Source organism: Corynebacterium capitovis DSM 44611 (assembly GCF_030440535.1).
Taxonomy (GTDB): Bacteria; Actinomycetota; Actinomycetes; order Mycobacteriales; family Mycobacteriaceae; genus Corynebacterium; species Corynebacterium capitovis.
Genome location: NZ_CP047117.1, coordinates 1,697,209 through 1,718,728 on the forward strand (window position 1 = coordinate 1,697,209; position 21,520 = coordinate 1,718,728).

Here is a 21,520-nt window from a genome sequence, read left to right on the forward strand (position 1 = left end):
TGCTCTTACATCATGCCCATGGACTCAGGGTCCATGCCAGCGCCTGCCGGGGCGGCGGGCTCGGGCTTGTCGGCAACCACGGCCTCCGTGGTGAGGAAGAGGGCCGCGATGGACGCAGCGTTCTGCAGAGCAGAGCGGGTGACCTTGGCCGGGTCGTTGATGCCCGCGGCCATCATGTCGACGTACTCGCCGGTCGCGGCGTTGAGGCCCTCGCCGTCGGAGAGGTGGGCGACCTTGTCGGCGACAACGCCCGGCTCGAGGCCAGCGTTGAGGGCGATCTGCTTGAGCGGGGAGGACAGGGCCTCGCGGACGATCTTGACGCCCGTGGCCTCGTCACCGGTCAGGCCGAGGTCGCCCTCAAGCTCCTTCGCGGCCTGCAGCAGGGCGACGCCGCCGCCGGCGACGATGCCCTCCTCAACGGCAGCCTTGGCGTTGCGCACGGCGTCCTCGATGCGCAGCTTGCGCTCCTTGAGCTCGACCTCGGTGGCAGCGCCAACCTTGATCACCGCGACGCCACCGGCCAGCTTGGCCAGGCGCTCCTGCAGCTTCTCGCGGTCGTAGTCGGAGTCGGAGTTCTCGATCTCAGCGCGGATCTGCTTGACACGGCCGTCGATCTGAGCCTGGTCGCCGGCGCCCTGAACGATGGTGGTCTCGTCCTTGGTCACCACAACCTTGCGGGCCTGGCCGAGCAGCTCAATGCCGGCGGTCTCCAGGGAGAGGCCGACCTCCTCGGAGATCACCTGGCCACCGGTGAGGATGGCCAGGTCCTGCAGCATCGCCTTGCGGCGGTCGCCGAAGCCCGGGGCCTTGACGGCGACAGACTTGAAGGTGCCGCGGATCTTGTTCACCACGAGGGTGGACAGGGCCTCGCCCTCGACGTCCTCGGCGATGATCAGCAGCGGCTTGCCGGACTGCATGACCTGCTCCAGGACGGGGACGAGCTCCTTGACGTTGGAGATCTTGGAGGAGACCAGGAGGATGTACGGGTCCTCCAGGACGGCCTCGCCGCGCTCCATGTCGGTGGCGAAGTATGCGGAGATGAAGCCCTTGTCAAAGCGCATGCCCTCGGTGACCTCGAGGTCAACGCCGAAGGTGTTGGACTCCTCGACGGTGATGACGGAGTCCTTGTTCACGGAGCCGTTGCCCACCGCGTACATGGCCTCGGCGATCCTGGCGCCGATCTCCGGGTCGGAGGCGGAAATGCCGGCGGTGGAGGCGATCTCCTCCTGCGTGGTCACTTCCTTCGCGTTGTCCAGCAGGTAGGCGGAGACCTTCTCGGTGGCGGCCTGAATACCGCGCTTGATGCCCATCGGGTTGGAACCCGCCGCAACGTTGCGCAGGCCCTCGCGCACGAGCGCCTGGGCCAGCACGGTTGCGGTGGTGGTGCCGTCGCCGGCGACGTCGTCAGTCTTCTTGGCTACTTCCTTGACCAGCTCAGCGCCGATCTTCTCGTAGGGGTCCTCGAGTTCGATCTCCTTGGCGATGGTGACACCGTCATTCGTGATCGTCGGGGCGCCCCAGGACTTCTCCAAGACCACGTTGCGACCCTTCGGGCCGAGCGTGACCTTGACGGCATCAGCGAGCGTGTTCAGGCCATTTTCCAGGCTGCGGCGCGCTTCCTCGTCGAATGCGATCATCTTTGCCATGTGAGTTTGTTGCTCCTCCGTAGATAGAGAGTTCATGTCGAGCGACGACACTCCACCGCCCCGCCTGCGCGGCAGAACGGCCGTCTGCTAAGCAGGCGCCCGCGACGGCACGGCTGATGAGTGGTGTCAGCCTCACCCGCTTAGGTTCTTAGCACTCAATGACCCTAAGTGCTAAGAACCATTTCTAGCACTCTGCCCGATTGAGTGCAACGACGCGCGCGACGTAATCTTGTAGATGCCCGCGATCGCTGCGACGAACAGAACAAGGCCCAGCGCGGTTGTCCACCCACTCTCCTCGAAGATCGCCAGCGGCGTCTCGCCGCCGGAGGCCGCGATGATGCCAGCGTTGACCACACCGAACAGCGACTCGCCGACAATCAGGCCCGTCGCCGCGAGGGTACCCATCCGCTCTGCGAACTCCGGTTTCGCCTGCTTCCGGGCCCACCGGTTGTAGAAGTAACCCGCGATCGCACCCAGCGGAATGATCAGGGTCAGCGACACCGGCAGGTACATGCCCATGCCCACGGCAAGCGGGGGAAGAGCCAGGTGTGAGGTGGTGCGGGTGAGGATTTCGTCGATAAGAATAATGACGGCCCCGATGCCCGCGCCGAGGAAGATCAGGTTCCAGTTCAGCGAGTCGGAGAAGATTCCGTTGGCCACCGCCGACATGAGCGCCGCCTGCGGGGCCGCGAGCGCGCCATCGCCCGCGCCCGGCATGCCTTGGAAGCCGAAGGCCGTGAGCATGAGCTGCAGAATCGGCGGGATGACCAGCGACCCGAACACCACGCCGATAATCAGCGCCACCTGCTGCTTCCACGGCGTCGCGCCGACGAGCTGGCCGGTCTTGAGATCCTGCAGGTTGTCGTTTGAAATCGTTGCGATGCCGAAGACGATCGCCGCCGTGAACAAGGTATACGCGACGAGCGAGGCGGAGTTCGCGCCACTATTCGACATGAACGCCGCGACCAACAGGGAGCACGCCAGCACCGCGATGATGCCCACCGAGGAAATCGGCGAGTTCGACGCGCCCACCAGACCCGCCATATACCCGCACACCGACGCCACCAGCAGCCCGATGACCAGGATAAACACGACGGACAGGACCGTCAGGCCGAGCGCGTGCTCGTGGATATCCGTACCGCGCACGAAGTCCCACAGCAGGAAGCCGATCGGCAGCATCGAGGCCGCGATCACGCCCGCGACCACGGGGAACGGGATGTCACGCTCCGTCACGTCGACCTCGGCGCCCGCATGGCGCTTTCTTGACGACGCCAACGACGCCCCAATCCCCGTCCAGATCGGGCGAGCGATCTTGACCAGCGTCCACAGCGCCGCAATCGCCATCGCCCCGACGCCGACGAAGCGGATGTCGGACTTAAATACGCTGGTGACCAGCTCGGAGAGCTCCACGCCCGGGGTGATATCGCCCGCCGTGAAGATGGGCAGGAGCACGAAGAAGGAGATGGCCAGGCCGGTGAGCATCGCCACGCCCACCGTCAACCCCACCAGGTGACCCACGCCGATCAGCGCCAGCGACAAGGACCCGCCCAGCATCGTCGCACCCGTACCGACACGGAAAAAGGCGGTGACTTCACTCGCCACCGCCTTCATCGCAGCCAGCAGCGAGAACGCCGCCGAGGTAAGCGCGCCCACGAGGATGACGCGCAGGCCTTTCTCATTCTCGCTATTGTCGGCGTGCTCCACGGCGTCGCCAACCCGCAGCACCTCCGCTGCGGCCACGCCCTCCGGGTAGGGCAGGTCCGAACCCGTCACCAGCGCGCGGCGCAGCGGGATGGAGTACATCACGCCCAGCGTGCCGCCCAGCGCACACACCAAGGAGGTGACCCAGAACGGGAAGCCCGTCCAGTACCCCACCATCACCAGACCTGGCAGGACGAAGATGATCGCCGAGAGCGTTCCCGCCGCCGACGCGATCGTCTGCACAATATTGTTCTCCCGGATATTGTGATCCGTGAAGCGGCGCAGCAGCGCCATGGAGATAACGGCCGCCGGAATCGACGTTGCGAACGTCAGGCCCACCTTGAGGCCCAAGTAGACGTTTGCCGCGGTGAACACCAAAGTGATCAGCCCGCCGATAATGACACCGCGCAGCGTCAGCTCGCGCATGAGAAGGCCTTCCTAGCTGTAAGTATTTGGACATAGGAATTGTATGCCAGCGGTGCGGTACGTTCGGAATCATGACTACTTTGCCGACCCCCCAGCGCGACCGCATCTTCGCCGACCTCTCCGCGCTCGTGTCCTTCAACTCCCCGCACTCGGTTCCTTCGCTTGCTGACCAGCACGAAGCCGCCTGTGCCTGGACCGTCGCCGCGTTAGAGGAGCTCGGGTTGGACGTCACCCGGCACGCGACCGTCGATAATGCTGACACGATCATCGGCGTGAAAGAGCCCGACGCCGGTGCCCCGACCGTGCTGCTCTACGCACACTACGACGTCGTCCCCGCCGGCGACCCCGCCGCCTGGACCAGCGACCCGTTCACCCTTACCGAACGCGACGGCCGCTGGTACGGGCGCGGCGCCGCGGACTGCAAAGGCAACATCGCCATGCACCTCGAGGCCCTGCGCCTCGTCCGCGAACTCGGCGGCACCCCCCTCGGCCTGAAAGTCGTCGTTGAGGGCTCCGAGGAGCTCGGCGGCCTCGACGGGCTCTCGCTGCTCATCGAGCAACAGCCCTCCCTGTTTAGCGCCGATGTCATCCTCATCGCCGACACCGGCAACGTCGCCGACGGTGTGCCGACGCTGACCACCCACCTGCGCGGCGGGGCGCAGGTCACGGTGAGCGTCGAGACGCTCGAAGGCGCCGTCCACTCCGGCAACTTCGGAGGCGCCGCGCCCGACGCCGCCCACGCCCTCGTCCGCATTGCCAACTCGCTTTTCGACGAACACGGGCGCACCACCATCGACGGCGTCCCCGCCCTGGACAAGTGGGAGGGAGAGCCCTACCCGCGCGAGCAGTTCCGCGAGGACGCCGGAGTCCTCGAAGGCGTCCAACTCCTCGGCACCGTCGAGGACGAACCCGCCGACATGGTCTGGGCCCGCCCGGCCATCACCATGATCGGCTTCACCTCCACCCCCGTCGCCGAGGCCGTCAACGCCGTCAACCCCCGCGCTTGCGCACAGTTCAACCTCCGCGTTCCCGCAGGCATGGACGCCGCATTTGTTGCCGACAAGCTGCGCGACCACATCCTCGCCCACACCCCCTGGGGCGCCAAAGTCGACGTCGACATCGCCGGCGTAAACAAACCCTTCGCCTCCGATGCCGAACGCCCCGCCGCCACCCTGCTCGCCCAGTGCCTCCGCGAGGCCTACACCACCGACTCCGTCTCCCACATCGGATCCGGCGGTTCCATCCCCCTCACCACGACACTCCACGAGCAGTTCCCCTCCGCGGAAATCGCCCTGTTCGGCGTCGAGGAACCCCGCGCCGGCATCCACGGCGTCGACGAATCCGTCAACCCCGCCGAGATCGAGCGCATTTCCGTCGCCGAAGCGTTATTCCTGACCCGGCTGGGCCGCTGATTTGTCGCTTCTCGCCTGCGTCCGGGCGTCAAAGAAGAGCAGCACGCAGGATTCAGGCGCGTTGCTCTACTTCTCGCCTGCGCCCGAGACGCCAAAGTAGAGCAACACGCACAAACCAGGCCAAAAACAGCGTGAAAACGCACGTTGCTCTACTTCCGAGACGCCAAAGAAGAGCAACACGCAGGATTCACGCGCGTTGCTCTACTTCTCGCCTGCGCCCGAACCAGGCCAAAAACAGTGTGAAAACGCACGTTGCTCTACTTCCGGGGCGCGAAAGAAGAGCAGCACGCAGGATTCACGCACGTTGCTCTACTTCTCGCCTGCGCCCGAAACGCCAAAGTAGAGCAACACGCACAAACCAGGCCAAAAACAGCGTGAAAACGCACGTTGCTCTACTTCCGGGGCGCGAAAGAAGAGCAGCACGCAGGATTCACGCGCGTTGCTCTACTTCCTCCGAACAGTCTTCCCCCGCGCCCCCGAGATCGCTGCGCCGGCGTGCTCGATGCGTCGGAGCGCCTGCTCAACGAGCTGGGGAAGTCGGTCCAGGTCCCGCCACCCGATCCGGATGACAAAGTATCCCTGGTTGAAGAGCTGTTTTTCGCGGTGCCGCTCCTCAGGTTCGATCTCCCGGGTGTGGTACTGGCGCCCGTCGCATTCGATGACGATGATGTCGTTGATTAGCAGGTCGACGCGCCCGGCGCGGGGTGTGCCGTCGAGAGAAATGTAGTTCACCCGCGCCTGCGGGACGACCGTGCGCACGCCCGGGATGCGGGCACGGATTACTTTGTCGCGGGCGCATGTTTCGAAAACGCTCTCTGTGAGATGCGTCGAGTAGGTGATCAGGTCTCGCAGGCCGCGTATTCCGTGTGCCGGGCCCAGGGTGGACGCGAGCCAGAGCAGGTGTTCCTGGGTCAGGCTGGGTTGTTTGCGGCGAGCGTCCTCGAGGGTTACGAGGCAGTCGACGCGGCCGTAGTAGCGGTAGGTGTCCAGGAGTGTGAGGATCAAGCTGGTCACGGGGATGCCGTCGATAACTTCTACGAATTCATCTGGCAACGAGTAGCTGCGGACACGCACCGACTTCCCCGGGCGCCCCGCCTTGGCGTTTGTGCGTCCCCGCAGCACTAGGTCGACGCTTGTCACCCACCGACGGGTGCCCAGCCCCCGCACCCGGGCGGCAGCAGGCCCCGTGACGACGGCGCATCGCCGCCCGCGCACCGCCTCGGAAACTAATTTGAGTTCTTCGTCCCTCCCCATGCACTGAGAAAAACGCAGACACCCGAAAAAAGCCAGCACACCCAGCCAAAACCTGTGGATAACCCGGGCCGAGGAAGAAAATTATCCACAACGGTTGCGGGACGGTCCCCTCCCAGATAATGTGACCGGCATGACACTAGCACCCCTTCACGTAGCCCTAGTACGGCGGGCTACGCACCCCGGCCTCATGTAGCCGGTTCTGTGGGCGGGGTAGTAGTCGGTAGGACATCCCAGAAACTCGACGGACCGGTCATCCACCCCCTCCCACACGAAGGATTGCTATGACCATGCACGCCGCTGTTGTTACTCAGACCCGCGACCCCCTGCAAGAGCGCTACCGAACGTCGTTCAAACTTCCCCGCCCCCTGCATGAGGAAGCCACCGGTATGGACTGGGGCTTGTTCATGGCGACGTATGCCCCAGCGCCGACGTTGCAGGTTGCGCTGGTGGGCGTCGAGAAGTCGTGCTGGGCGAAGATGGCGTTCCGCGCGACGGTGACGAAGTCGTCGAAGCTGGAAGCGCCCCATACGGAGGAGTGCGAGGTTACCGCAACCGGGCCTGTCGCGGCGGTGAGCGAACTGCTGGCGGAGCACGGCCGCTACGTCGAGGTCGCGTCGTTCCACCAAATTGAGCTGCACGAGGCGACCCTGACCTGTGTTCGGGTCCGCCACCAGGCAATTCAGAGCCGCGAGAGCTGGGCGATCGGGTTTGGCTCGACGCCAGCGCAGTCGGTGGCGGCGGCGTTGTCGTCGGGAGCCCAGCGCATTTATGGCAATCTCTAGCGTAAAGTAGTCCGCGTTGCCCTCACGCGATATTTAGGAAGGGCCAGATTACGTGCTCCTTTTACTCGCGGCGCTGATAGCCGCCTCCGCCCTGGCTCCCTTTTTGCTGCGCGCGTGGGGGCGGGTCGGTTTCGCCGTGGTGGCTCTGGTGCCGCTGACAGGGTTCGTGTGGGTGGCGTCGCTGTTTTATAACGGCGCGTTTGCTCACGGGGCGGAAGTCCGCGCGACGTATGAGTGGATGCCCAGCGCCCATTTGGACCTGGCGTTTCGCCTGGATGGGCTGGCGGGTTTGTTCAGCCTCATTGTGCTGGGCGTGGGTGCGCTTGTGCTGTTCTACTGCTGGGGGTACTTTGACACCAACCCGCGACGGCTGGCTATCTTCGCCGCAGAGCTCACGGCATTCACCACGGCCATGTACGGGCTGGTCATCGCGGACAGCCTCCTGCTCATGTACGTCTTTTGGGAGCTGACCTCGGTCCTTTCTTTCCTACTCGTGGGGTACTACGGCGAGAAACAAGCGTCCCGACGCGCCGCGCTCCAGGCACTCCTCATCACCACCTTCGGGGGCCTAGCCATGCTGGTGGGCATCGTGCTCCTGGGACGCGTGACCGGGGTGTGGAATCTGTCCGAGCTACCAGGCTTCGCCTCGGCTGACAGTATCTCGGACACCCCCGCCATCTCCGTAGCGATAGTGTTGATCATGCTGGGAGCTCTGACCAAGTCCGCCCAGGCCCCGTGGCACTTCTGGCTGCCCGGTGCGATGGCGGCGCCGACGCCCGTGTCGGCCTACCTCCACTCGGCGGCGATGGTGAAGGCGGGCATCTACCTGGTGGCCAGGCTAGCGCCCGACCTCGCACCAGTCACGACGTGGCACATCGTGGTGCTGGGCACCGGAATCTTCACCATGTTGCTCGGCGGGTGGATGGCGCTGAAGCAGACCGATCTGAAGCTCATCCTGGCATATGGAACGGTCTCCCAGCTGGGGTTTATCACGGCCGTCATCGGCATCGGCTCGCGGGAGGCGACGCTGGCGGGGCTCGCGTTGACGTTCGGGCACTCCTTGTTCAAGGCGGCGCTGTTCATGATCGTCGGCGCCATCGACCACACCACGGGCACCCGCGACATCAGGGAGCTGTCCGGGCTCGGAAGGCGCCAACCGGTGCTTGCTGCGTGCGCGGTGATTTCAGCGGCGTCAATGGCCGGAATCCCGCCCCTGCTGGGTTTCGTGGCCAAAGAGGCGGCGCTGGACGCGGTGCTGCACGAGCAGCTGCTGGTGGGTATGCCGGGTGGGCTGACGTTGATCGGCCTCGTCGTCGGATCCGTGCTCACCATGGCCTATTCGCTCTACTTCCTGCACGGGGCGTTCGCTGATAAGGGTGGCGTGTCTGAGGCCGTCGATAACATGCACCGCGTGAGCGTGCCACTGTGGCTTCCACCGGCAGTCCTCACCGCGGCGACCGTGGTGTTTGGTCTGGTCCCGGTGTGGCTGTCGCTGCCGTTCAACGAGTACCTCAACGTGCGTTTCCCGGAGGATGAGGCCCATCAGCTCGAGCTGTGGCACGGGATTACCGTCCCGCTGATCCTCACGGTGGTGATCGTGGGTGCGGGCGCGATCATGTTCTGGCAGCGCGCCGTCGTGGCCAGGGCGCAATTTGAACAACCCGCGCTGGGCAGCGCGGACGCGGTGTGGGACGCGATCATTATCACGTTGAGCAAGGTGTCGCTGCGCCTGACCGCCTCGACGCAGCGCGGTTCGCTCACGGGCAACCTCGCTGTCATTTTCTTCGTGCTCGCGTTCCTCCCGCTGGCGGCGCTCGTGCTGGGCCCGAGCAACTCGATCCGCATGATCCTGTGGGACAGCCCCTGGCAGGGCACGACCGTGGTATTTATGTGCTTCATCGCCGTCGCGGCCACCGTGCAGCGCAACCGGCTCTCCGGCGTGATTCTGGTCGGCCTGACCGGGTTCTCCCTAGCACTACTGTTCGCCCTGCACGGCGCACCCGACTTGGCTCTGACGCAGGCGCTGGTGGAGACGATCGTCATGGTCGTGTTCATGCTGGTACTGCGCAAGATGCCCACGGACACCCCGCGTCAAGGCGACAACCGCTTGCGGGCGTGGCTGTCCATCGGCGTGGGTGTCTCCGTGGTCGTGGTGGCCATGACCGCCATCTCCGCGCGCAGCACCCAGCCCATCTCAGCGGTGATGCCTGATCTGGCCTATCACATTGGGCACGGGCGCAACGCCGTCAACGTGCTGCTCGTCGACCTGCGCGCGGGGGACACCCTGGGCGAGATATCCGTGCTGGTCATCGCGGCGACCGGCGTGGCCAGCCTGATCTTCGGCACGGGCTCCTTCGACAGAGAGTCGCGCCGCCCCGTGCTGCTGTCCACCGCGCCGCGATGGCTGGCGGCCGGGACGCAGTCCGAAACCGCGCAGAACCGCTCGCTCATGGTGGACGTGGCCACGCGCATTCTCTTCCCCTCGATGATGATGCTGTCCCTCTACTTCTTCTTCGGCGGGCACAACGCGCCCGGTGGCGGCTTCGCCGGCGGGCTCGTCGCGGCGCTGGCGTTCTCTCTGCGCTACCTCGCCGGAGGCCGCCAGGAAATCGAGGTCGCCCTGCCCATCGACCCGGCGAAAATCCTGGGCACGGGCCTATTCGTCTCGGCGGCCACGGCACTCGCCCCGATGCTGCTGGGGTACCCGCCCCTGACCACGGGGTACATTGAGCCGGACCTTCCCCTCATCGGCCCGGTCACCATCACCTCGGCCCTTCTTTTCGACGCCGGCGTCTACCTCATCGTCATAGGGCTGAGCATGCACATCCTCACCTCGGTCGGCGCGCACATCGACAGCGAGGAAGACGCCCGCAAGGAACGCGCGCGCGACAGGGCGCAGAAGTTGAAGGAGAAGGCGGCGCGCAGGGCGTCGAGAAGCGAAGGGGCCACCTAGATGGAAGCGAACCTGTTCTTACTTATCGGCGCGGGCGTGCTCGTGACGTGCGGGGTGTACCTCATGCTGGACAAGTCGATGACCAGGATGATCCTCGGTGTGCTGCTGCTGGGCAACGGTGCCAACTTGCTGCTTCTGCAGGCCGGCGGGCAGGCGGGCTCTCCGCCCGTGCTAGAACGCGAGAGCACGCTATACGGGGATCACATCGCCGACCCGCTGGCGCAGGGGATGGTGCTTACCGCCATCGTGATCTCCATGGCGATGGTGGCGTTTATGCTGGCCCTGGCCTACAGGCAGTACCGCTACCGCACCGTCGACGTCATCGAACGCGACGAGGAAGACGTGGCGGTCGCCTCGCGGCCCGCGAACACGTCCGTGGACAGCGAGGAGCCCGGCCCGACTGAGGCCGAGCGCGCACAGGCGATACGCGACAGTGTCAGCCCCCGCACGTTCCGCGACTCTCCGGACAGCGCGATGGAGGCGCCCCATGACTAGCCAGCTCATCGCGTACGCGCACTGGGCCCTGCCCGCCGCGCCCTACCTCATCCCGCTGATGGTCATCGGGCCCGCCATCGCCGCCGCCGTCATCCTCGTGGCGGGCAAGGCGGTGACCTTCCAGCGCACCGTGGCCTTCGTTGTCCTCCTCGCCCTCGCGGCTTCCGCCGGCACGCTGCTGCTCATCGCGGACGTGTGCGGAATCCAAACCGTGCAGCTGGGAGGCTGGGACGCGCCCGTGGGCATCACGCTGGTGGTGGACCGGCTCTCCGGGATCGTGCTGCTTGTGTCCGCCATCGTGCTCTTCGCCGTCATGTGGTACGGCATCTCGCAGGGACTTCGCGACGGCGACGATGACGACCCGGTCGCCGTCTTCCTGCCCACCTACATGCTGCTGTCCATGGGCGTGAACCTAGCGTTCGTGGCCGGGGACCTGTTCAACCTCTACGTCGGGTTCGAGATCTTCCTCGTCGCCTCCTACATCCTGCTCACCCTGGGGGCCTCCCCCGCGCGCGTGCGCTCCGGGATCAGCTACGTAATGGTGTCTCTCGCCTCCTCGATGATCTTCATCATCGCCCTGGCGCTGGTGTACGCCTCGGTGGGCACGATGAACATGGCGCAGATCGGGATGCGGATGGAGGGCATCCCGGCCGGCACCCGCGCCGCGATCTTCGCCACCCTGCTCGTCGCCTTCGGCATCAAGGCCGCCGTCTTCCCCCTCGACGCGTGGCTGCCGGACTCCTACCCCACCGCGGCGTCCCTGGTCACGGCGGTGTTCGCCGGGCTGCTAACCAAGGTGGGCGTGTATTCCATCATCCGGATGCGCCTGACTATTTTCACCGACGGCGCGCTGGACACCCTGTTGATGTGGGTGGCGCTGGCCACCATGATCGTGGGCATCCTTGGCGCCCTCGCCCAGACGGAAATCAAGCGACTCGTCTCGTTCACGCTGGTCAGCCACATCGGGTACATGATCTTCGGCGTAGCGTTGGGCACGGTGGACGGGATGTCCGGCGCGATCTTCTACGCCGTGCACCACATTTTGGTGCAGACGTCCCTCTTCTTGGTCATCGGGCTCATCGAGCGACAAGCCGGGACTTCCCAAATGCGCCGCCTCGGCTCCCTGCTCTACACCGCCCCCGCGATCGCCGTGCTCTACTTCATCCCCGCGCTCAACTTGGGTGGCATCCCGCCGTTCTCTGGCTTCCTGGGCAAGATCATGCTGCTAGAGGCCGGCGCGAACGAGGGTTCCTGGCTGAGCTGGGTCCTCATCGCCGGTGCGGTGGTCACCTCGCTTCTCACCCTCTACGTCATGGTCCTCGTCTGGTCGAAGGGGTTCCTCCGGGACCGCGCCGACGCGCCCGAGGGAGAGTTCGCGCTCGCGCGGCCGTCCGCGCTTTCCGACGTCCACGAGACCGTCCCAGTGGCAGAGCGCGATGACGTCGGCACCCTGCCCGTGGGCATGCTCCTGTCCACCTCAACCCTAGTGGCCGCCTCCCTGGCCATCACCGTGCTCGCGGGGCCAATCTCCGCTATCACCGACCGCGCTGCCGAATCCGCCAGCGACAGCGCGGTCTACCGGGACGCGGTGCTCAAGCCTGGTTACGACGAGCCCACCCGCACACTCAACGAGGGGGACCGGTAATGCGCGGTTTCTCACACCGTTTTCGCGGCTCCTTCGTCCTGTGGCTGACGCTCATGTGGTGCCTGCTACAGGGGGAGGTGTCGTGGGCGAACATCATCGGCGGCGCCCTGCTGGGTTCTCTGATTGTCCTCGCCCTGCCGCTCCCCCCGGTGCCGCGGACCGGCAACAAGGTGCGCGTGGGCAGGTTGCTGCGCTTCATCGTCGAGTGGGCCGGTGACCTGCTCACGTCCTCGGCCAAGGTGGCGTGGCTTGCGCTGCGACCCCAGCGGCCCCCGCGCAACGCGATCCTGCGGGTGCCCATGCGCGTCCAAAGCGAGCTCGTGTTCTACCTCGCCGCGTGCGCATATAACCTCCAACCCGGTGGTTCCGTCACGGACATCGACATCGCCAACCGCGAGTGGACTATCCACGTCCTCGACGGTGAGACCGAGGCCGACCGCGAGCGGGAGAGGAAGGCCGTGGCCAAGCTGGAGCGACAGATGATCGCGATTTACGAAAGTAAGAGGTAAACGTGGACCCGACCTACTACACCGCCTTCCTCGGCATCGCCGCGGTCTTCCTCACCGTGGGGTTTTTCATTCTCTGCTGGCGCCTCATCGTCGGCCCCGACTCGCTCGACCGCGTGATCAGCAGCGACGGGATCACCGCCTCGCTGCAGTGCGTCCTCGCCCTCTACATCGCCTGGACGCTGGATACCACGGTTGTCGACGTCATGATGGTCATCGCCCTACTCGGGTTCATCTCTACCCTGTCTGTTGCGCGCTTTAGAAAGAGGGACGGTTCCCAATGAATATTCATCTGCTCGCCGACATCATCTCGCTTCTGCTCATCCTCCCCGGCGCGTTCATGGTGTTTTCCGCCGCCGTCGGAGTGGTCCGCTTCCCCTCCACGATGGCGCGCATCCACGCGATCACGAAACCCCAGACCACCGGCCTGGTGCTACTCGTAGCGGGCACCCTCATCCGCCTCGTCTCCCACCCCGACTTCGGCGTCCACCAGCGTGGCGACGCGGGAATCCTCCTGCTCTTGGTCGTGTTCGCCCTGATGACCAATCCGGTGACAGCGCAGCGCCTCTCCCGCGTCGCGCGGCGCGAGGGTCTCTACGGCGGCGACGACGCCATCACGGTCAACGAGCGCCCCGCGCCGTACTACCCGCAGCGCACCGACCCGCCGGCGTGGGGGTCCTAGCTCTTCTCCCAGGTGAGGTCGACGAGGTCGTGGCAGGTGGCGTCGACGACGTCGCGCCAGTCCCCCGTCTTCTGGAACAGGCGGCGCTGGCGCTGGTAGCCGGCGCCACACTCGAGGATTTCGAGGACGAGCGCGAGCTCCTCTGCGCAGCCGAGCTCGTCGGCCACGGGCGCGAGGTCGTCGACAAGCTGGGCGAGCTCTTCTGTCACCCACCGCTCCTCCGTCTCCCGCGAGACGATGACAAGGGCCTCGAGCCCGTAGCGCGCGCCGCGCCACTTGTTCTCGGCGACGTGCCACGGCTGGAGGGAGGGTAGGTCCTCGCCGCGGTCGATCATGCGGTCGAAGTGCACAACGAGGCAGTGGGTCAACGCGACGAGGGCCGCGAGCTCGCGCAGGTTGCTCGTCGCGTCCGAAATCCGCACCTCGATGGTGCCCCACTTCGCGGCGGGGCGGACGTCGAAGTGCATGCTGCCCGTGTGGTTGATCACGCCCGAGGTGCGCTGGTCCGTCATGAACTGGACCCAGTCGTCCCAGCTGGCAAACTGGTAGGGCATACCCGCCGTGGGAAGTTGCTGGTAGAGCATCGTTCTATTCGACGCGTACCCCGTATCCAACCCCTCCCAGCCCGGGCTGGAGGCACTGATGGCCAACAGGTGCGGATATTTGGTCATCACCGCGTTGATGATGGGCCACACCCGGTCCTCGTGCCGGATGCCCACGTGGCAGTGCACTCCCCACAGCAGCATTTGCTGCCCCCAATATTGGGTCCGGTTGATGATCTCCCGGTAGGTCTCCTTGGGGCTGAGCGGCTGGGTGCGGAAATCCGAAAACGGGTGGCCGCCGCTGGCCCACAACCGCAGGCCTTCCTCCTCCACGACCTCCCGGACCTTGCCCGTTACGTCGGTGAGATAGCGCACCGCCTCTCCGGCGTTGCGGCACACCGGCGTGACCAACTCAACGGTGTTTTGCAGGAACTCTCGTTCCAGGTGCAGGTCGGGGTGGCGGCCCGCGACCTCGGCGATCACCTCGCCCGCGCGCGGAACGAGGTCCCGCGTTGTCGGGTCGACGATGCCGACCTCCCACTCGACGCCCAATGTCGGCGCGGGGGAGCGGTTGAAGTCGCGGAACTGGTCCATGCGCGAAAGTTTAACCCGCCAGGACCACCGTCACGGCGTTTCCATTCGCCGTTGCGGCGCCGGGCAGAGACGCCCCCGCGGGCAGGTCGGTCACCGCGCGCGCGGTTCCGCCCACGTGCTTCGCGACGTCCGCCGCGACCTCTCCGGCACCCGCGACCGAGGGGTTGTAGAACACGTAGGTCGTGTCGAAGACGCCGTACTGCTGTTCCGGCAGGTTCATTGCCGCGGCGTCGGCGGACTGGTTGGCTACGGTGTACTGCGTGCTCAGCTCGCGGGCGGTCTCGCTGGCGCGGGCCGGTACGGCGGAGTTGTTGTACACCAGCACCTGCGCGTTCGCCCTAGTCAGGCCCCCGGTCAGGCCCCCGGTCAGGCCCTCTCCGGTGGCCTGCGCGGGCGCCTGTGCAGGCGTGGTGGCGGGCGCGGTGGCCGGCGCGGGGCTCGTCGCCGTCGCGGAAGCACTGGACGACTGCGCGTTCCCGCTTGCGCTCGCCGACCCGGGGGCGGTGGCGGCCGTAGTCGCGCTGCTCTGCGCGGTCGTCTCACCGCCCTTGTCCGCGGTCAAGGCGTAGAGGCCCCAGAGCAGGAGGATGGCGGCGACGGCGATGAGCACCATCGCCAGGCCGCGCTTGGGCAACCCACCCGCAGCCACGGCGGTGCTGCCGGCGGCCTGGGAATCTTCAGCGACGCGGTGGGAGCCGCTGTACTCCTCGTTAGCGTGGTTATCGTGCTCATTGTTCACATCAGTCACATCCGTAACATTAGTCGATAGGTGGTACGTGGGCGTCGCGAAGCCGTTGCAACCTGCGAATGAGCTGGGGGCGCTGCGCGAGCGCATCGGGCGAGTCGAGCAGGACGTTCAACCGCTGGTAGTACCGCACGGGGGTGAGCCCCAGCTGCGTGCGGATCGCCTCCTCTTTCGCGCCGAGGCCGCGGGGCGCAGAGGCCTCGAAATCGAGCACCGCTAAATCGTCCGGGGAGAGCATGCCTAATATACTAGGCATGACAATTCGACCCATCGTGATCCACGGCGACCCGGTCCTCCACACCCCCACCAAGCTGGTTGAGCAGCCCGTGGAGGAGCTGCGTGAGCTCATCGCCGACATGCACGAGACGATGGACGCCGCGCACGGTGTCGGACTTGCCGCAAACCAGGTGGGCGTTCCGCTGCGATTGTTCGTCTACCACTGCCCCGACGGGGAGACCATGCGCCGCGGCACCGTGATCAACCCGGTGCTCGAGACCAGCGAGATCCCCAAAACCATGCCCCGCGACGACGGCGAGGACGACGAGGGATGCCTCTCCGTTCCCGGTGAAGGCTGGCCAACCGGCCGCGCGAGCTGGGCCAAGGTCACCGGCCTCGACGAAAACGGCGAGCCCGTCGAGGTTGAGGGCGAGGGGTTCTTCGCCCGCTGCTTGCAGCACGAGGTCGGCCACCTCGACGGCTTTGTCTACACCGACGTCCTCATCGGGCGGTACAAGCGCGAAGCGAAGCGCGCCATCAAAGCGAACGGGTGGACCGAGCCGGGCCTGACCTGGCTCCCGGGTGTCGACGAAGACCCGTTCGGGCACTAGGATGCCCGGGTTCTTCCGCTCGGAGGAGATCCGGCCCGGCGACAGAGTCGTCGCCCGGCGTGTCCGCGGCGAACAAGCCAGCGACATCATCGGCCACGTCGTCTCGGTCGACCCGCTGGTCCTCCGGCCCCAGAAGGTTGGCGGGCTGCCCTCTTCGAAGGACGCGATTGAGGTGGGGGACGTGCACGTCCTCAAGAAGCTGTCCCCGCGCACCGTGCGGAACTCGGACATCCGCGCCATCGAAACGGCCACCGCCAAGGCGTTTCCCGGGCACGAGCAGCAGCTTATCGACGGCTGGCTCGCCCGCTCGGGCGCAGACATCGCGGAGCGCTCCAACTCCGCCGTTCCGATCGGACACAGCGCCGGGTTTACTCCCGTCCCCCTCGACGCTTTGAAGCGCTTCTACGCCGAGCGGGGACAGCCCGTCCAGTTGCTCATCCCCGAACGCATCGGCAAACCCGCGCTCACGGTGCTGGACGAGCACTGGACGGTGGGCGAAGACATCCTGGTCATGACCCACCCACTCACCGACCTCGCAGACCCCAGCCCGCGCTTCCGCATCGACGACGCCCCCGATGATGCGTGGCTGTCGATGTACCACTACCGCGGCCTCGACCTCCCCGCCGAGGCCGTCCTCGCGCTGGCGAAGAGCATCGACGGGCGCATCGCCTTCGCCCGCCTCGTCGAGGACGACCGGACCGCCGCTATCACCCGCGCGACGCTGACCACCTCCCACGACGGGCGCCTCTGGTTGGGTTACTCCGCCGTCGAGGTCCACCCTGACTACCGGCGCCGCGGCCTCGGCACCGAACTGACCCGCAGCCTCCTCGCCTGGGGCAAAGCGGAAGGCGCCGCCGGTGCCTACCTACAAACCCTCGCCTCCAACGACGCCGCGATCGGGATGTACACGAAAATCGGTTTCACAGAGCACCACCGGCACCGCTACGCCCGCTTGGGTTAGGGTGTATCCATGCGCATCGCCACCTGGAACGTGAACTCGGTCCGCAGCCGGGCCGAGCGCGTCGCCGCCTTCCTCGAACGCGAGAACATCGACGTGCTCGCCATGCAGGAAACAAAGGTCCAGGACGACAAGTTCCCCTACTCCACCTTCGCCGCCCTGGGTTATGACGTCGCCCACGTCGGCTACTCCCAGTGGAACGGCGTGGCCATCGCCAGCCGCGTCGGCCTCGACAACGTCCGCGACCACTTCGACATGCAGCCCTCCTTCGCCAAAACCGGTGACCCCACCGTCGAAGCCCGCGCAGTCGGCGCCACCTGCGGCGGAGTGGACGTGTGGAGCCTGTACGTCCCCAACGGCCGCAGCATCACCGACGCGCACTACAACTACAAGCTCCAGTTCCTCTACTCCCTCGCGGATCAGGTCGACCCGAACGCCCCGCAGGTCTATTGCGGTGACTACAACATCGCCCCCCGTGACGAGGACGTCTGGGACATCGCATGGTTCGAGGGAAAGACCCACGTCACCGAGCCCGAGCGCGCCGCCTTCCAGATGCTTCTCGAAGCCGGGCTCACCCAGGTCACCCACGACGACCCCTACTCATTCTGGGATTACAAGTCCCTGCGCTTCCAGAAGAACGAGGGCATGCTGATCGACTTCCAACTGGTCACGGCGACCATGGGGCGTCGATTAGCACACGCGTGGGTCGACACCGCCGAGCGGCGCGGGAAGGGGGCCAGCGATCACGCGCCCGTGATCGCCGACTATGACACGACGGACCTCACGCTTGACGACGTCCGATGAGCCTCGCCCTCGACATTTCGCTCTGGCAATTCGCCTTCATGGTGCTCGAATACGGCATCAAGTTCGTCATGATCGGCGTCGTCCCCGCCAATCGGCGCCCATCCAGCGCGAACGCGTGGCTGCTGCTCATCCTGCTCGTGCCCGTCATCGGCTTGCCCCTCTACCTGCTCATGGGCTCGGCGTGGATGTCGCGCCGCCGCCACCGCATCCAGCAGGACGCCAACGACGCGCTGGCTAACGTCCACGCCGAGATCCCCGACTACCCCGCGGGCGCGATCGAGTCCGACGAGGTGGAGGCCATGGTGCGCCTGCACCGCACCCTCACCGGGTTCCCCGCGGTCTACGCTCACGCGCCGCGGCTCTGGTCGGACTACGACCTCGCCATAGCGCGCATCGCCGATCTCATCGACACCGCGCAGCACTACGTCGACATCGAGATTTACGCCGTGGCCTGGGATACCACCACCGCTCCCGTCTTCGACGCGATGGAGCGCGCCGTCAAGCGCGGTGTACACGTCCGCCTCTTGCTCGATCACATCGGGTCCCGTAAGTACCCCGGTTTCCGAAAGATGAAGAAGCACCTGGACGAGATCGGCGTGCACTGGCACCTCATGCTCCCCGTAGACCCGTTGCGCCTCCGGTGGCGGCGCCCCGACCTGCGCAACCACCGCAAGGTTGTGGTCATCGACGGCCGCGTTGGCTACCTGGGCAGCCTCAACCTCATCGACCGCGGCTACCTCCTACGCCGCCACCTCCGCGCGCACCGCCAGTGGATCGACGCCTTCGTCGAGCTCGAGGGGCCGATTGTCACCTCGCTTGAGTACATGTTTGCCGTGGACTGGTACACCGAGTCCGACGAGCTCATCGAGCTCCACCCGCCAACCCCTGCCGCCGACCTCGACGCCCCCGACGTCAACATCGTCCAGCTCGTCCCCTCCGGGCCCGGCTATCAGACCGAACCGAACCTCCGCATGTTCACCACGATCATGCACCATGCCCGGCAGCGCCTCATTCTCTGCTCGCCCTACTTCGTCCCCGACGACACCCTCCTCGACGCCATCACAACCGCGTGCTACCGCGGCGTCCGCGTCGACCTCCTCGTCGGGGAAAAGGCAGACCAGTTCATGGTCGAGCACGCACAATCCGCCTACTACGAGCAGCTTCTCGACGCCGGCGTGCACATCTGGGAGTTCCCCGCCCCCTACGTCTTGCACACGAAGTTCGCCCTCGCGGACCCCGGCCTCGTCTCCAGCGTCGCCGTGATCGGGTCCTCCAACATGGACATGCGATCTTTCACCCTGAACTACGAAAACTCGCTCTTCGTGGCGCGCGGCCCGCTCCTCACCGACCTCGCCGACCTCGCCACCACATACATGAGCGTCTCCCGCGAGCTCACCCTCGCGCGGTGGAACCGGCGACCCTGGTACCGGAAGTACGTGGACAACGTCATGAAACTGACGTCCGCACTGCAGTAGACGTGGGGTGTCCACCCCGGCTCAGGCGTCGCGCAGCTCTAAAAGCACGACCCCCGCGACCCATGCCACGGCAGCCCACGCGGTGACAATGCCCAAGGAGGACCAGCTGCCGTTGAATAGGAAGGTAGAGACGTTAAAGAAGGGCGTGTACCTGTCAATCCCCTCGCCCGGGGTCATGCGCACGACGGCCTCAAGGACGAACTGCAGGGCAAGGACCGTGGTGACCGCCCCGGCGGTGTTGCGCAGCAGCCAGGCCACACCCTGTGTGAGGAGGGTGACCGCTGCGGCCACGAGGGGGAGTCGCCCTAGGTCGGCACGTGGTGCGTCGGCAAGCGAAAAAGCGAGTGCTTCGGCGAGGAACGCGCACCCGGCGGAGAGGACCGCGGACGCAACGAGTTTGACCAGCGCGACTTTCCACCGCGCAGGGGTGATCCGGTAGGTCACGCTGGGGATGCCGTAGCGGTATTCGGTGGCTACAGCCATGGCGGATTGAACGATGACGAGCGGGGATATCGCCAGCCCGACAGACAGGATGATCGTGGAGGCGGGCATCCAGAAGCCCTGGCCACCACCAAAGGCGAACCCGACAAGGGCTCCGGCGGCAATGATCAGGCCGGAGGTCCACCACGGGGCGGCCGTGGTGCGCAGTTTGGTCAGTTCGGAGCGAGTGAGGTTAAGCACGGTCGTCCTCGGTGGAGTGAAGGTAGGCGTCCTCGAGGGACGCGTGGTGCTCGCTGAGCTCGGCAAGCTGGACGCGGTGGGCGAAGGCCACCGCCCCGATCTCCTCCGCCGTGCGGCCCCGGATGCTAAACCCAGCGCCCGCGCGGGCGTACGCGATGCCCTCCGCGTCCAGCGCGGAGGCGAGGAGGTCGGGGGCGGCCGCGCGGACATACACGCTTGTCGACGCATACGCGTCCACGAACTGGTCAACCGAAGTATCGGCGACGAGCCGACCCCGGTCGATCACCACGAGCCGCTGCGCGGTCTGCGCCATCTCCGCGAGCGCGTGCGACGAGACGAGGACGGTGCGGCCCTCGCTGGCCAACTCCCGCAGGAGCGTGCGCACCCAGCGGATTCCCTCCGGGTCGAGGCCGTTGATCGGCTCGTCGAGGACGAGGACCGAGGGGTCTCCCAGCAGGGCGGAGGCGATGCCGAGGCGCTGATGCATGCCGAGGGAGAAACCACCGACGCGCTTGCCGGCGGCGTAGCTGAGTCCCACGAGGTCGAGGACCTCGTCCACGCGGGCGCGCGGTATCCCCGCCGCGTGCGCCTGCCACAGGAGCGTGTTGTAAGCGGTGCGGCCGGGGTGGGCTGCTGTGGCGTCGAGGACCGCGCCGACGGTGCGGGCCGGGTGGGGGAGGTCGCGGTACCTGAGGCCGTCGATAAGAGCGCTGCCCGAGGTCGGCGCGTCGAGGCCCACGATGATGCGCATCGTGGTTGATTTTCCTGCGCCGTTGGGGCCAAGGAAACCCGTCACCGCGCCCGGCTCGACCGTGAACGTGAGGTTGTCCACCGCGCGGGCGCGCCCGTATGTTTTGCTCAGCTCACGGACGTCGATCATGCTGTGCGTCCGGTGCGGGCGAGGAGGGTGTCCAAAGAGGCGTCGAAACCCGGGTGCAACGGGAGGTCGCGCAGCTGCGCGACGGGGACCCAGCGCAGCTCCTTGCTTTCCTCGTTGGCCTCGACGGGGATCGGGCGGCCCGTCGAGGTGACCGCGATGACGGTTGTATACGTCCACCCGGAGGCGAAGGGGCCCGCGGTTACGAGCTCGTCGCACACCTCGACGAGGCTGGTATCGAGAGTGCATTCCTCGACGGCCTCGCGCAGCGCGGCCTCGGCGACGGTCTCGTGGGAGTCCCGCGCCCCGCCCGGCAAGCCCCACGTGCCTCCCTGCGCTGTCCACAGGGAGCGATGCTGCAGAAGAATGAGGTCCCCGGCCTGCAAGAACAGGCCAGCCGCACCGAACTTGCCCCACATCTTCGTGCCGTCGGGGCCCTCGACCCACCCGTTGCCGTCGCCTAACATAGCCCCCACAATAGGCACACCCGGACGTTCGGCGGGATATTCTAGGGC

General features: G+C 66.2%; 21 protein-coding genes. 12 read left to right on the top strand and 9 right to left on the bottom strand.

Translation table 11 applies throughout. The features are described 5' to 3' along the window. Positions 1–5: 5 nt before the first annotated feature. The gene (groL, locus tag CAPI_RS08320; RefSeq protein WP_018018186.1) at positions 6–1,646 is read right to left on the bottom strand and encodes a chaperonin GroEL; all 1,641 of its coding nucleotides are present in this window, start codon (positions 1,644–1,646) and stop codon (positions 6–8) included. Between the two features lie 171 nt (positions 1,647–1,817). Further along, positions 1,818–3,773 carry an OPT family oligopeptide transporter gene (locus tag CAPI_RS08325; protein ID WP_018018187.1) on the bottom strand — a complete coding sequence of 652 codons (1,956 nt, stop codon included), beginning with the start codon at positions 3,771–3,773 and terminating at the stop codon, positions 1,818–1,820. 71 nt (positions 3,774–3,844) lie between these two features. Between CAPI_RS08325 and CAPI_RS08330 the strand changes: the two genes are divergently transcribed. Further along, the gene (locus CAPI_RS08330) at positions 3,845–5,185 is read left to right on the top strand and encodes a dipeptidase (protein WP_018018188.1); all 1,341 of its coding nucleotides are present in this window, start codon (positions 3,845–3,847) and stop codon (positions 5,183–5,185) included. 444 nt (positions 5,186–5,629) lie between these two features. Here the strand turns inward: CAPI_RS08330 and CAPI_RS08335 are convergent, their stop codons facing one another. Continuing rightward, positions 5,630–6,439, bottom strand: coding sequence for a putative endonuclease domain-containing protein (locus tag CAPI_RS08335; RefSeq protein WP_156806955.1), 810 nt, complete (start codon positions 6,437–6,439; stop codon positions 5,630–5,632). Positions 6,440–6,720: 281 nt separating this feature from the next. On the opposite strand from CAPI_RS08335, the gene CAPI_RS08340 reads away from it, so the two are divergent. From CAPI_RS08340 to CAPI_RS08370, 7 genes are read left to right on the top strand one after another with little or no spacing between them, the layout of a single operon-like run. After that, a complete protein-coding gene (locus CAPI_RS08340; RefSeq protein WP_018018190.1) occupies positions 6,721–7,221 on the top strand; it encodes a hypothetical protein in 501 nt (166 codons plus the stop codon). Between the two features lie 52 nt (positions 7,222–7,273). Continuing rightward, positions 7,274–10,174 (top strand): Na+/H+ antiporter subunit A, encoded by a 2,901-nt coding sequence (locus CAPI_RS08345; protein WP_018018191.1) that lies wholly within the window; start codon positions 7,274–7,276, stop codon positions 10,172–10,174. Further along, positions 10,175–10,669, top strand: a complete 495-nt coding sequence (locus CAPI_RS08350; protein WP_018018192.1) for a Na(+)/H(+) antiporter subunit C — start codon at positions 10,175–10,177, stop codon at positions 10,667–10,669. Continuing rightward, on the top strand, positions 10,662–12,314 hold the full coding sequence (locus tag CAPI_RS08355; protein WP_018018193.1) for a Na+/H+ antiporter subunit D: 1,653 nt from the start codon (positions 10,662–10,664) through the stop codon (positions 12,312–12,314). The genes CAPI_RS08350 and CAPI_RS08355 overlap by 8 nt, the downstream gene beginning before the upstream one ends. After that, the gene (locus CAPI_RS08360) at positions 12,314–12,823 is read left to right on the top strand and encodes a Na+/H+ antiporter subunit E (RefSeq protein WP_018018194.1); all 510 of its coding nucleotides are present in this window, start codon (positions 12,314–12,316) and stop codon (positions 12,821–12,823) included. The genes CAPI_RS08355 and CAPI_RS08360 overlap by 1 nt, the downstream gene beginning before the upstream one ends. A gap of 2 nt (positions 12,824–12,825) precedes the next feature. Next, complete coding sequence (locus CAPI_RS08365) at positions 12,826–13,104, top strand: monovalent cation/H+ antiporter complex subunit F (protein ID WP_018018195.1); 279 nt, start codon at positions 12,826–12,828, stop codon at positions 13,102–13,104. Next, positions 13,101–13,502 (top strand): monovalent cation/H(+) antiporter subunit G, encoded by a 402-nt coding sequence (locus CAPI_RS08370; RefSeq protein WP_018018196.1) that lies wholly within the window; start codon positions 13,101–13,103, stop codon positions 13,500–13,502. Before CAPI_RS08365 ends, CAPI_RS08370 begins: the two co-directional genes overlap by 4 nt. On the opposite strand, the gene CAPI_RS08375 is transcribed toward CAPI_RS08370, so the two are convergent. From CAPI_RS08375 to CAPI_RS08385, 3 genes are read right to left on the bottom strand one after another with little or no spacing between them, the layout of a single operon-like run. Beyond that, a complete protein-coding gene (locus CAPI_RS08375; RefSeq protein ID WP_018018197.1) occupies positions 13,499–14,638 on the bottom strand; it encodes a glutamate--cysteine ligase in 1,140 nt (379 codons plus the stop codon). The genes CAPI_RS08370 and CAPI_RS08375 overlap by 4 nt on opposite strands. Before the next feature lie 10 nt (positions 14,639–14,648). Further along, positions 14,649–15,386, bottom strand: a complete 738-nt coding sequence (locus tag CAPI_RS08380) for a LytR C-terminal domain-containing protein (protein ID WP_018018198.1) — start codon at positions 15,384–15,386, stop codon at positions 14,649–14,651. 10 nt (positions 15,387–15,396) lie between these two features. Continuing rightward, positions 15,397–15,621 (bottom strand): DUF3263 domain-containing protein, encoded by a 225-nt coding sequence (locus CAPI_RS08385; protein ID WP_018018199.1) that lies wholly within the window; start codon positions 15,619–15,621, stop codon positions 15,397–15,399. Positions 15,622–15,637: 16 nt separating this feature from the next. Here CAPI_RS08385 and CAPI_RS08390 point away from each other — a divergent pair, with 16 nt between their 5' ends. Genes CAPI_RS08390 through cls form a run of 4 tightly spaced genes read left to right on the top strand, consistent with a single transcriptional unit; the run spans position 15,638 to position 19,447 of the window. Further along, entirely contained in the window at positions 15,638–16,210 is a 573-nt protein-coding gene (locus CAPI_RS08390) for a peptide deformylase (RefSeq protein ID WP_018018200.1), read from the top strand. Between the two features lies 1 nt (position 16,211). Further along, the gene (locus CAPI_RS08395; RefSeq protein ID WP_018018201.1) at positions 16,212–17,171 is read left to right on the top strand and encodes an N-acetylglutamate synthase, CG3035 family; all 960 of its coding nucleotides are present in this window, start codon (positions 16,212–16,214) and stop codon (positions 17,169–17,171) included. Between the two features lie 9 nt (positions 17,172–17,180). Next, a complete protein-coding gene (locus CAPI_RS08400) occupies positions 17,181–17,972 on the top strand; it encodes an exodeoxyribonuclease III (RefSeq protein WP_018018202.1) in 792 nt (263 codons plus the stop codon). Continuing rightward, positions 17,969–19,447 (top strand): cardiolipin synthase, encoded by a 1,479-nt coding sequence (cls, locus tag CAPI_RS08405; RefSeq protein ID WP_018018203.1) that lies wholly within the window; start codon positions 17,969–17,971, stop codon positions 19,445–19,447. Before CAPI_RS08400 ends, cls begins: the two co-directional genes overlap by 4 nt. A gap of 21 nt (positions 19,448–19,468) precedes the next feature. Here the strand turns inward: cls and CAPI_RS08410 are convergent, their stop codons facing one another. Genes CAPI_RS08410 through CAPI_RS08420 form a run of 3 tightly spaced genes read right to left on the bottom strand, consistent with a single transcriptional unit; the run spans position 19,469 to position 21,472 of the window. Continuing rightward, positions 19,469–20,128, bottom strand: a complete 660-nt coding sequence (locus CAPI_RS08410; RefSeq protein ID WP_018018204.1) for an ABC transporter permease — start codon at positions 20,126–20,128, stop codon at positions 19,469–19,471. Next, positions 20,121–21,008, bottom strand: coding sequence for an ABC transporter ATP-binding protein (locus CAPI_RS08415; RefSeq protein WP_018018205.1), 888 nt, complete (start codon positions 21,006–21,008; stop codon positions 20,121–20,123). Before CAPI_RS08415 ends, CAPI_RS08410 begins: the two co-directional genes overlap by 8 nt. Further along, entirely contained in the window at positions 21,005–21,472 is a 468-nt protein-coding gene (locus CAPI_RS08420; protein ID WP_040357011.1) for an NUDIX domain-containing protein, read from the bottom strand. Before CAPI_RS08420 ends, CAPI_RS08415 begins: the two co-directional genes overlap by 4 nt. Positions 21,473–21,520 lie beyond the last annotated feature (48 nt).

What these genes read in the sequence shown, in the direction of transcription:
- groL (WP_018018186.1), bottom strand. Translation starts at nt 1,646, where the DNA reads ATGGCAAAGATGATCGCATTCGACGAGGAAGCGCGCCGCAGCCTGGAA.
- CAPI_RS08325 (WP_018018187.1), bottom strand. Translation starts at nt 3,773, where the DNA reads ATGCGCGAGCTGACGCTGCGCGGTGTCATTATCGGCGGGCTGATCACT.
- CAPI_RS08330 (WP_018018188.1), top strand. Translation starts at nt 3,845, where the DNA reads ATGACTACTTTGCCGACCCCCCAGCGCGACCGCATCTTCGCCGACCTC.
- CAPI_RS08335 (WP_156806955.1), bottom strand. Translation starts at nt 6,439, where the DNA reads ATGGGGAGGGACGAAGAACTCAAATTAGTTTCCGAGGCGGTGCGCGGG.
- CAPI_RS08340 (WP_018018190.1), top strand. Translation starts at nt 6,721, where the DNA reads ATGACCATGCACGCCGCTGTTGTTACTCAGACCCGCGACCCCCTGCAA.
- CAPI_RS08350 (WP_018018192.1), top strand. Translation starts at nt 10,175, where the DNA reads ATGGAAGCGAACCTGTTCTTACTTATCGGCGCGGGCGTGCTCGTGACG.
- CAPI_RS08355 (WP_018018193.1), top strand. Translation starts at nt 10,662, where the DNA reads ATGACTAGCCAGCTCATCGCGTACGCGCACTGGGCCCTGCCCGCCGCG.
- CAPI_RS08360 (WP_018018194.1), top strand. Translation starts at nt 12,314, where the DNA reads ATGCGCGGTTTCTCACACCGTTTTCGCGGCTCCTTCGTCCTGTGGCTG.
- CAPI_RS08370 (WP_018018196.1), top strand. Translation starts at nt 13,101, where the DNA reads ATGAATATTCATCTGCTCGCCGACATCATCTCGCTTCTGCTCATCCTC.
- CAPI_RS08375 (WP_018018197.1), bottom strand. Translation starts at nt 14,638, where the DNA reads ATGGACCAGTTCCGCGACTTCAACCGCTCCCCCGCGCCGACATTGGGC.
- CAPI_RS08385 (WP_018018199.1), bottom strand. Translation starts at nt 15,621, where the DNA reads ATGCTCTCCCCGGACGATTTAGCGGTGCTCGATTTCGAGGCCTCTGCG.
- CAPI_RS08390 (WP_018018200.1), top strand. Translation starts at nt 15,638, where the DNA reads ATGACAATTCGACCCATCGTGATCCACGGCGACCCGGTCCTCCACACC.
- CAPI_RS08395 (WP_018018201.1), top strand. Translation starts at nt 16,212, where the DNA reads ATGCCCGGGTTCTTCCGCTCGGAGGAGATCCGGCCCGGCGACAGAGTC.
- CAPI_RS08400 (WP_018018202.1), top strand. Translation starts at nt 17,181, where the DNA reads ATGCGCATCGCCACCTGGAACGTGAACTCGGTCCGCAGCCGGGCCGAG.
- cls (WP_018018203.1), top strand. Translation starts at nt 17,969, where the DNA reads ATGAGCCTCGCCCTCGACATTTCGCTCTGGCAATTCGCCTTCATGGTG.
- CAPI_RS08415 (WP_018018205.1), bottom strand. Translation starts at nt 21,008, where the DNA reads ATGATCGACGTCCGTGAGCTGAGCAAAACATACGGGCGCGCCCGCGCG.
- CAPI_RS08420 (WP_040357011.1), bottom strand. Translation starts at nt 21,472, where the DNA reads ATGTTAGGCGACGGCAACGGGTGGGTCGAGGGCCCCGACGGCACGAAG.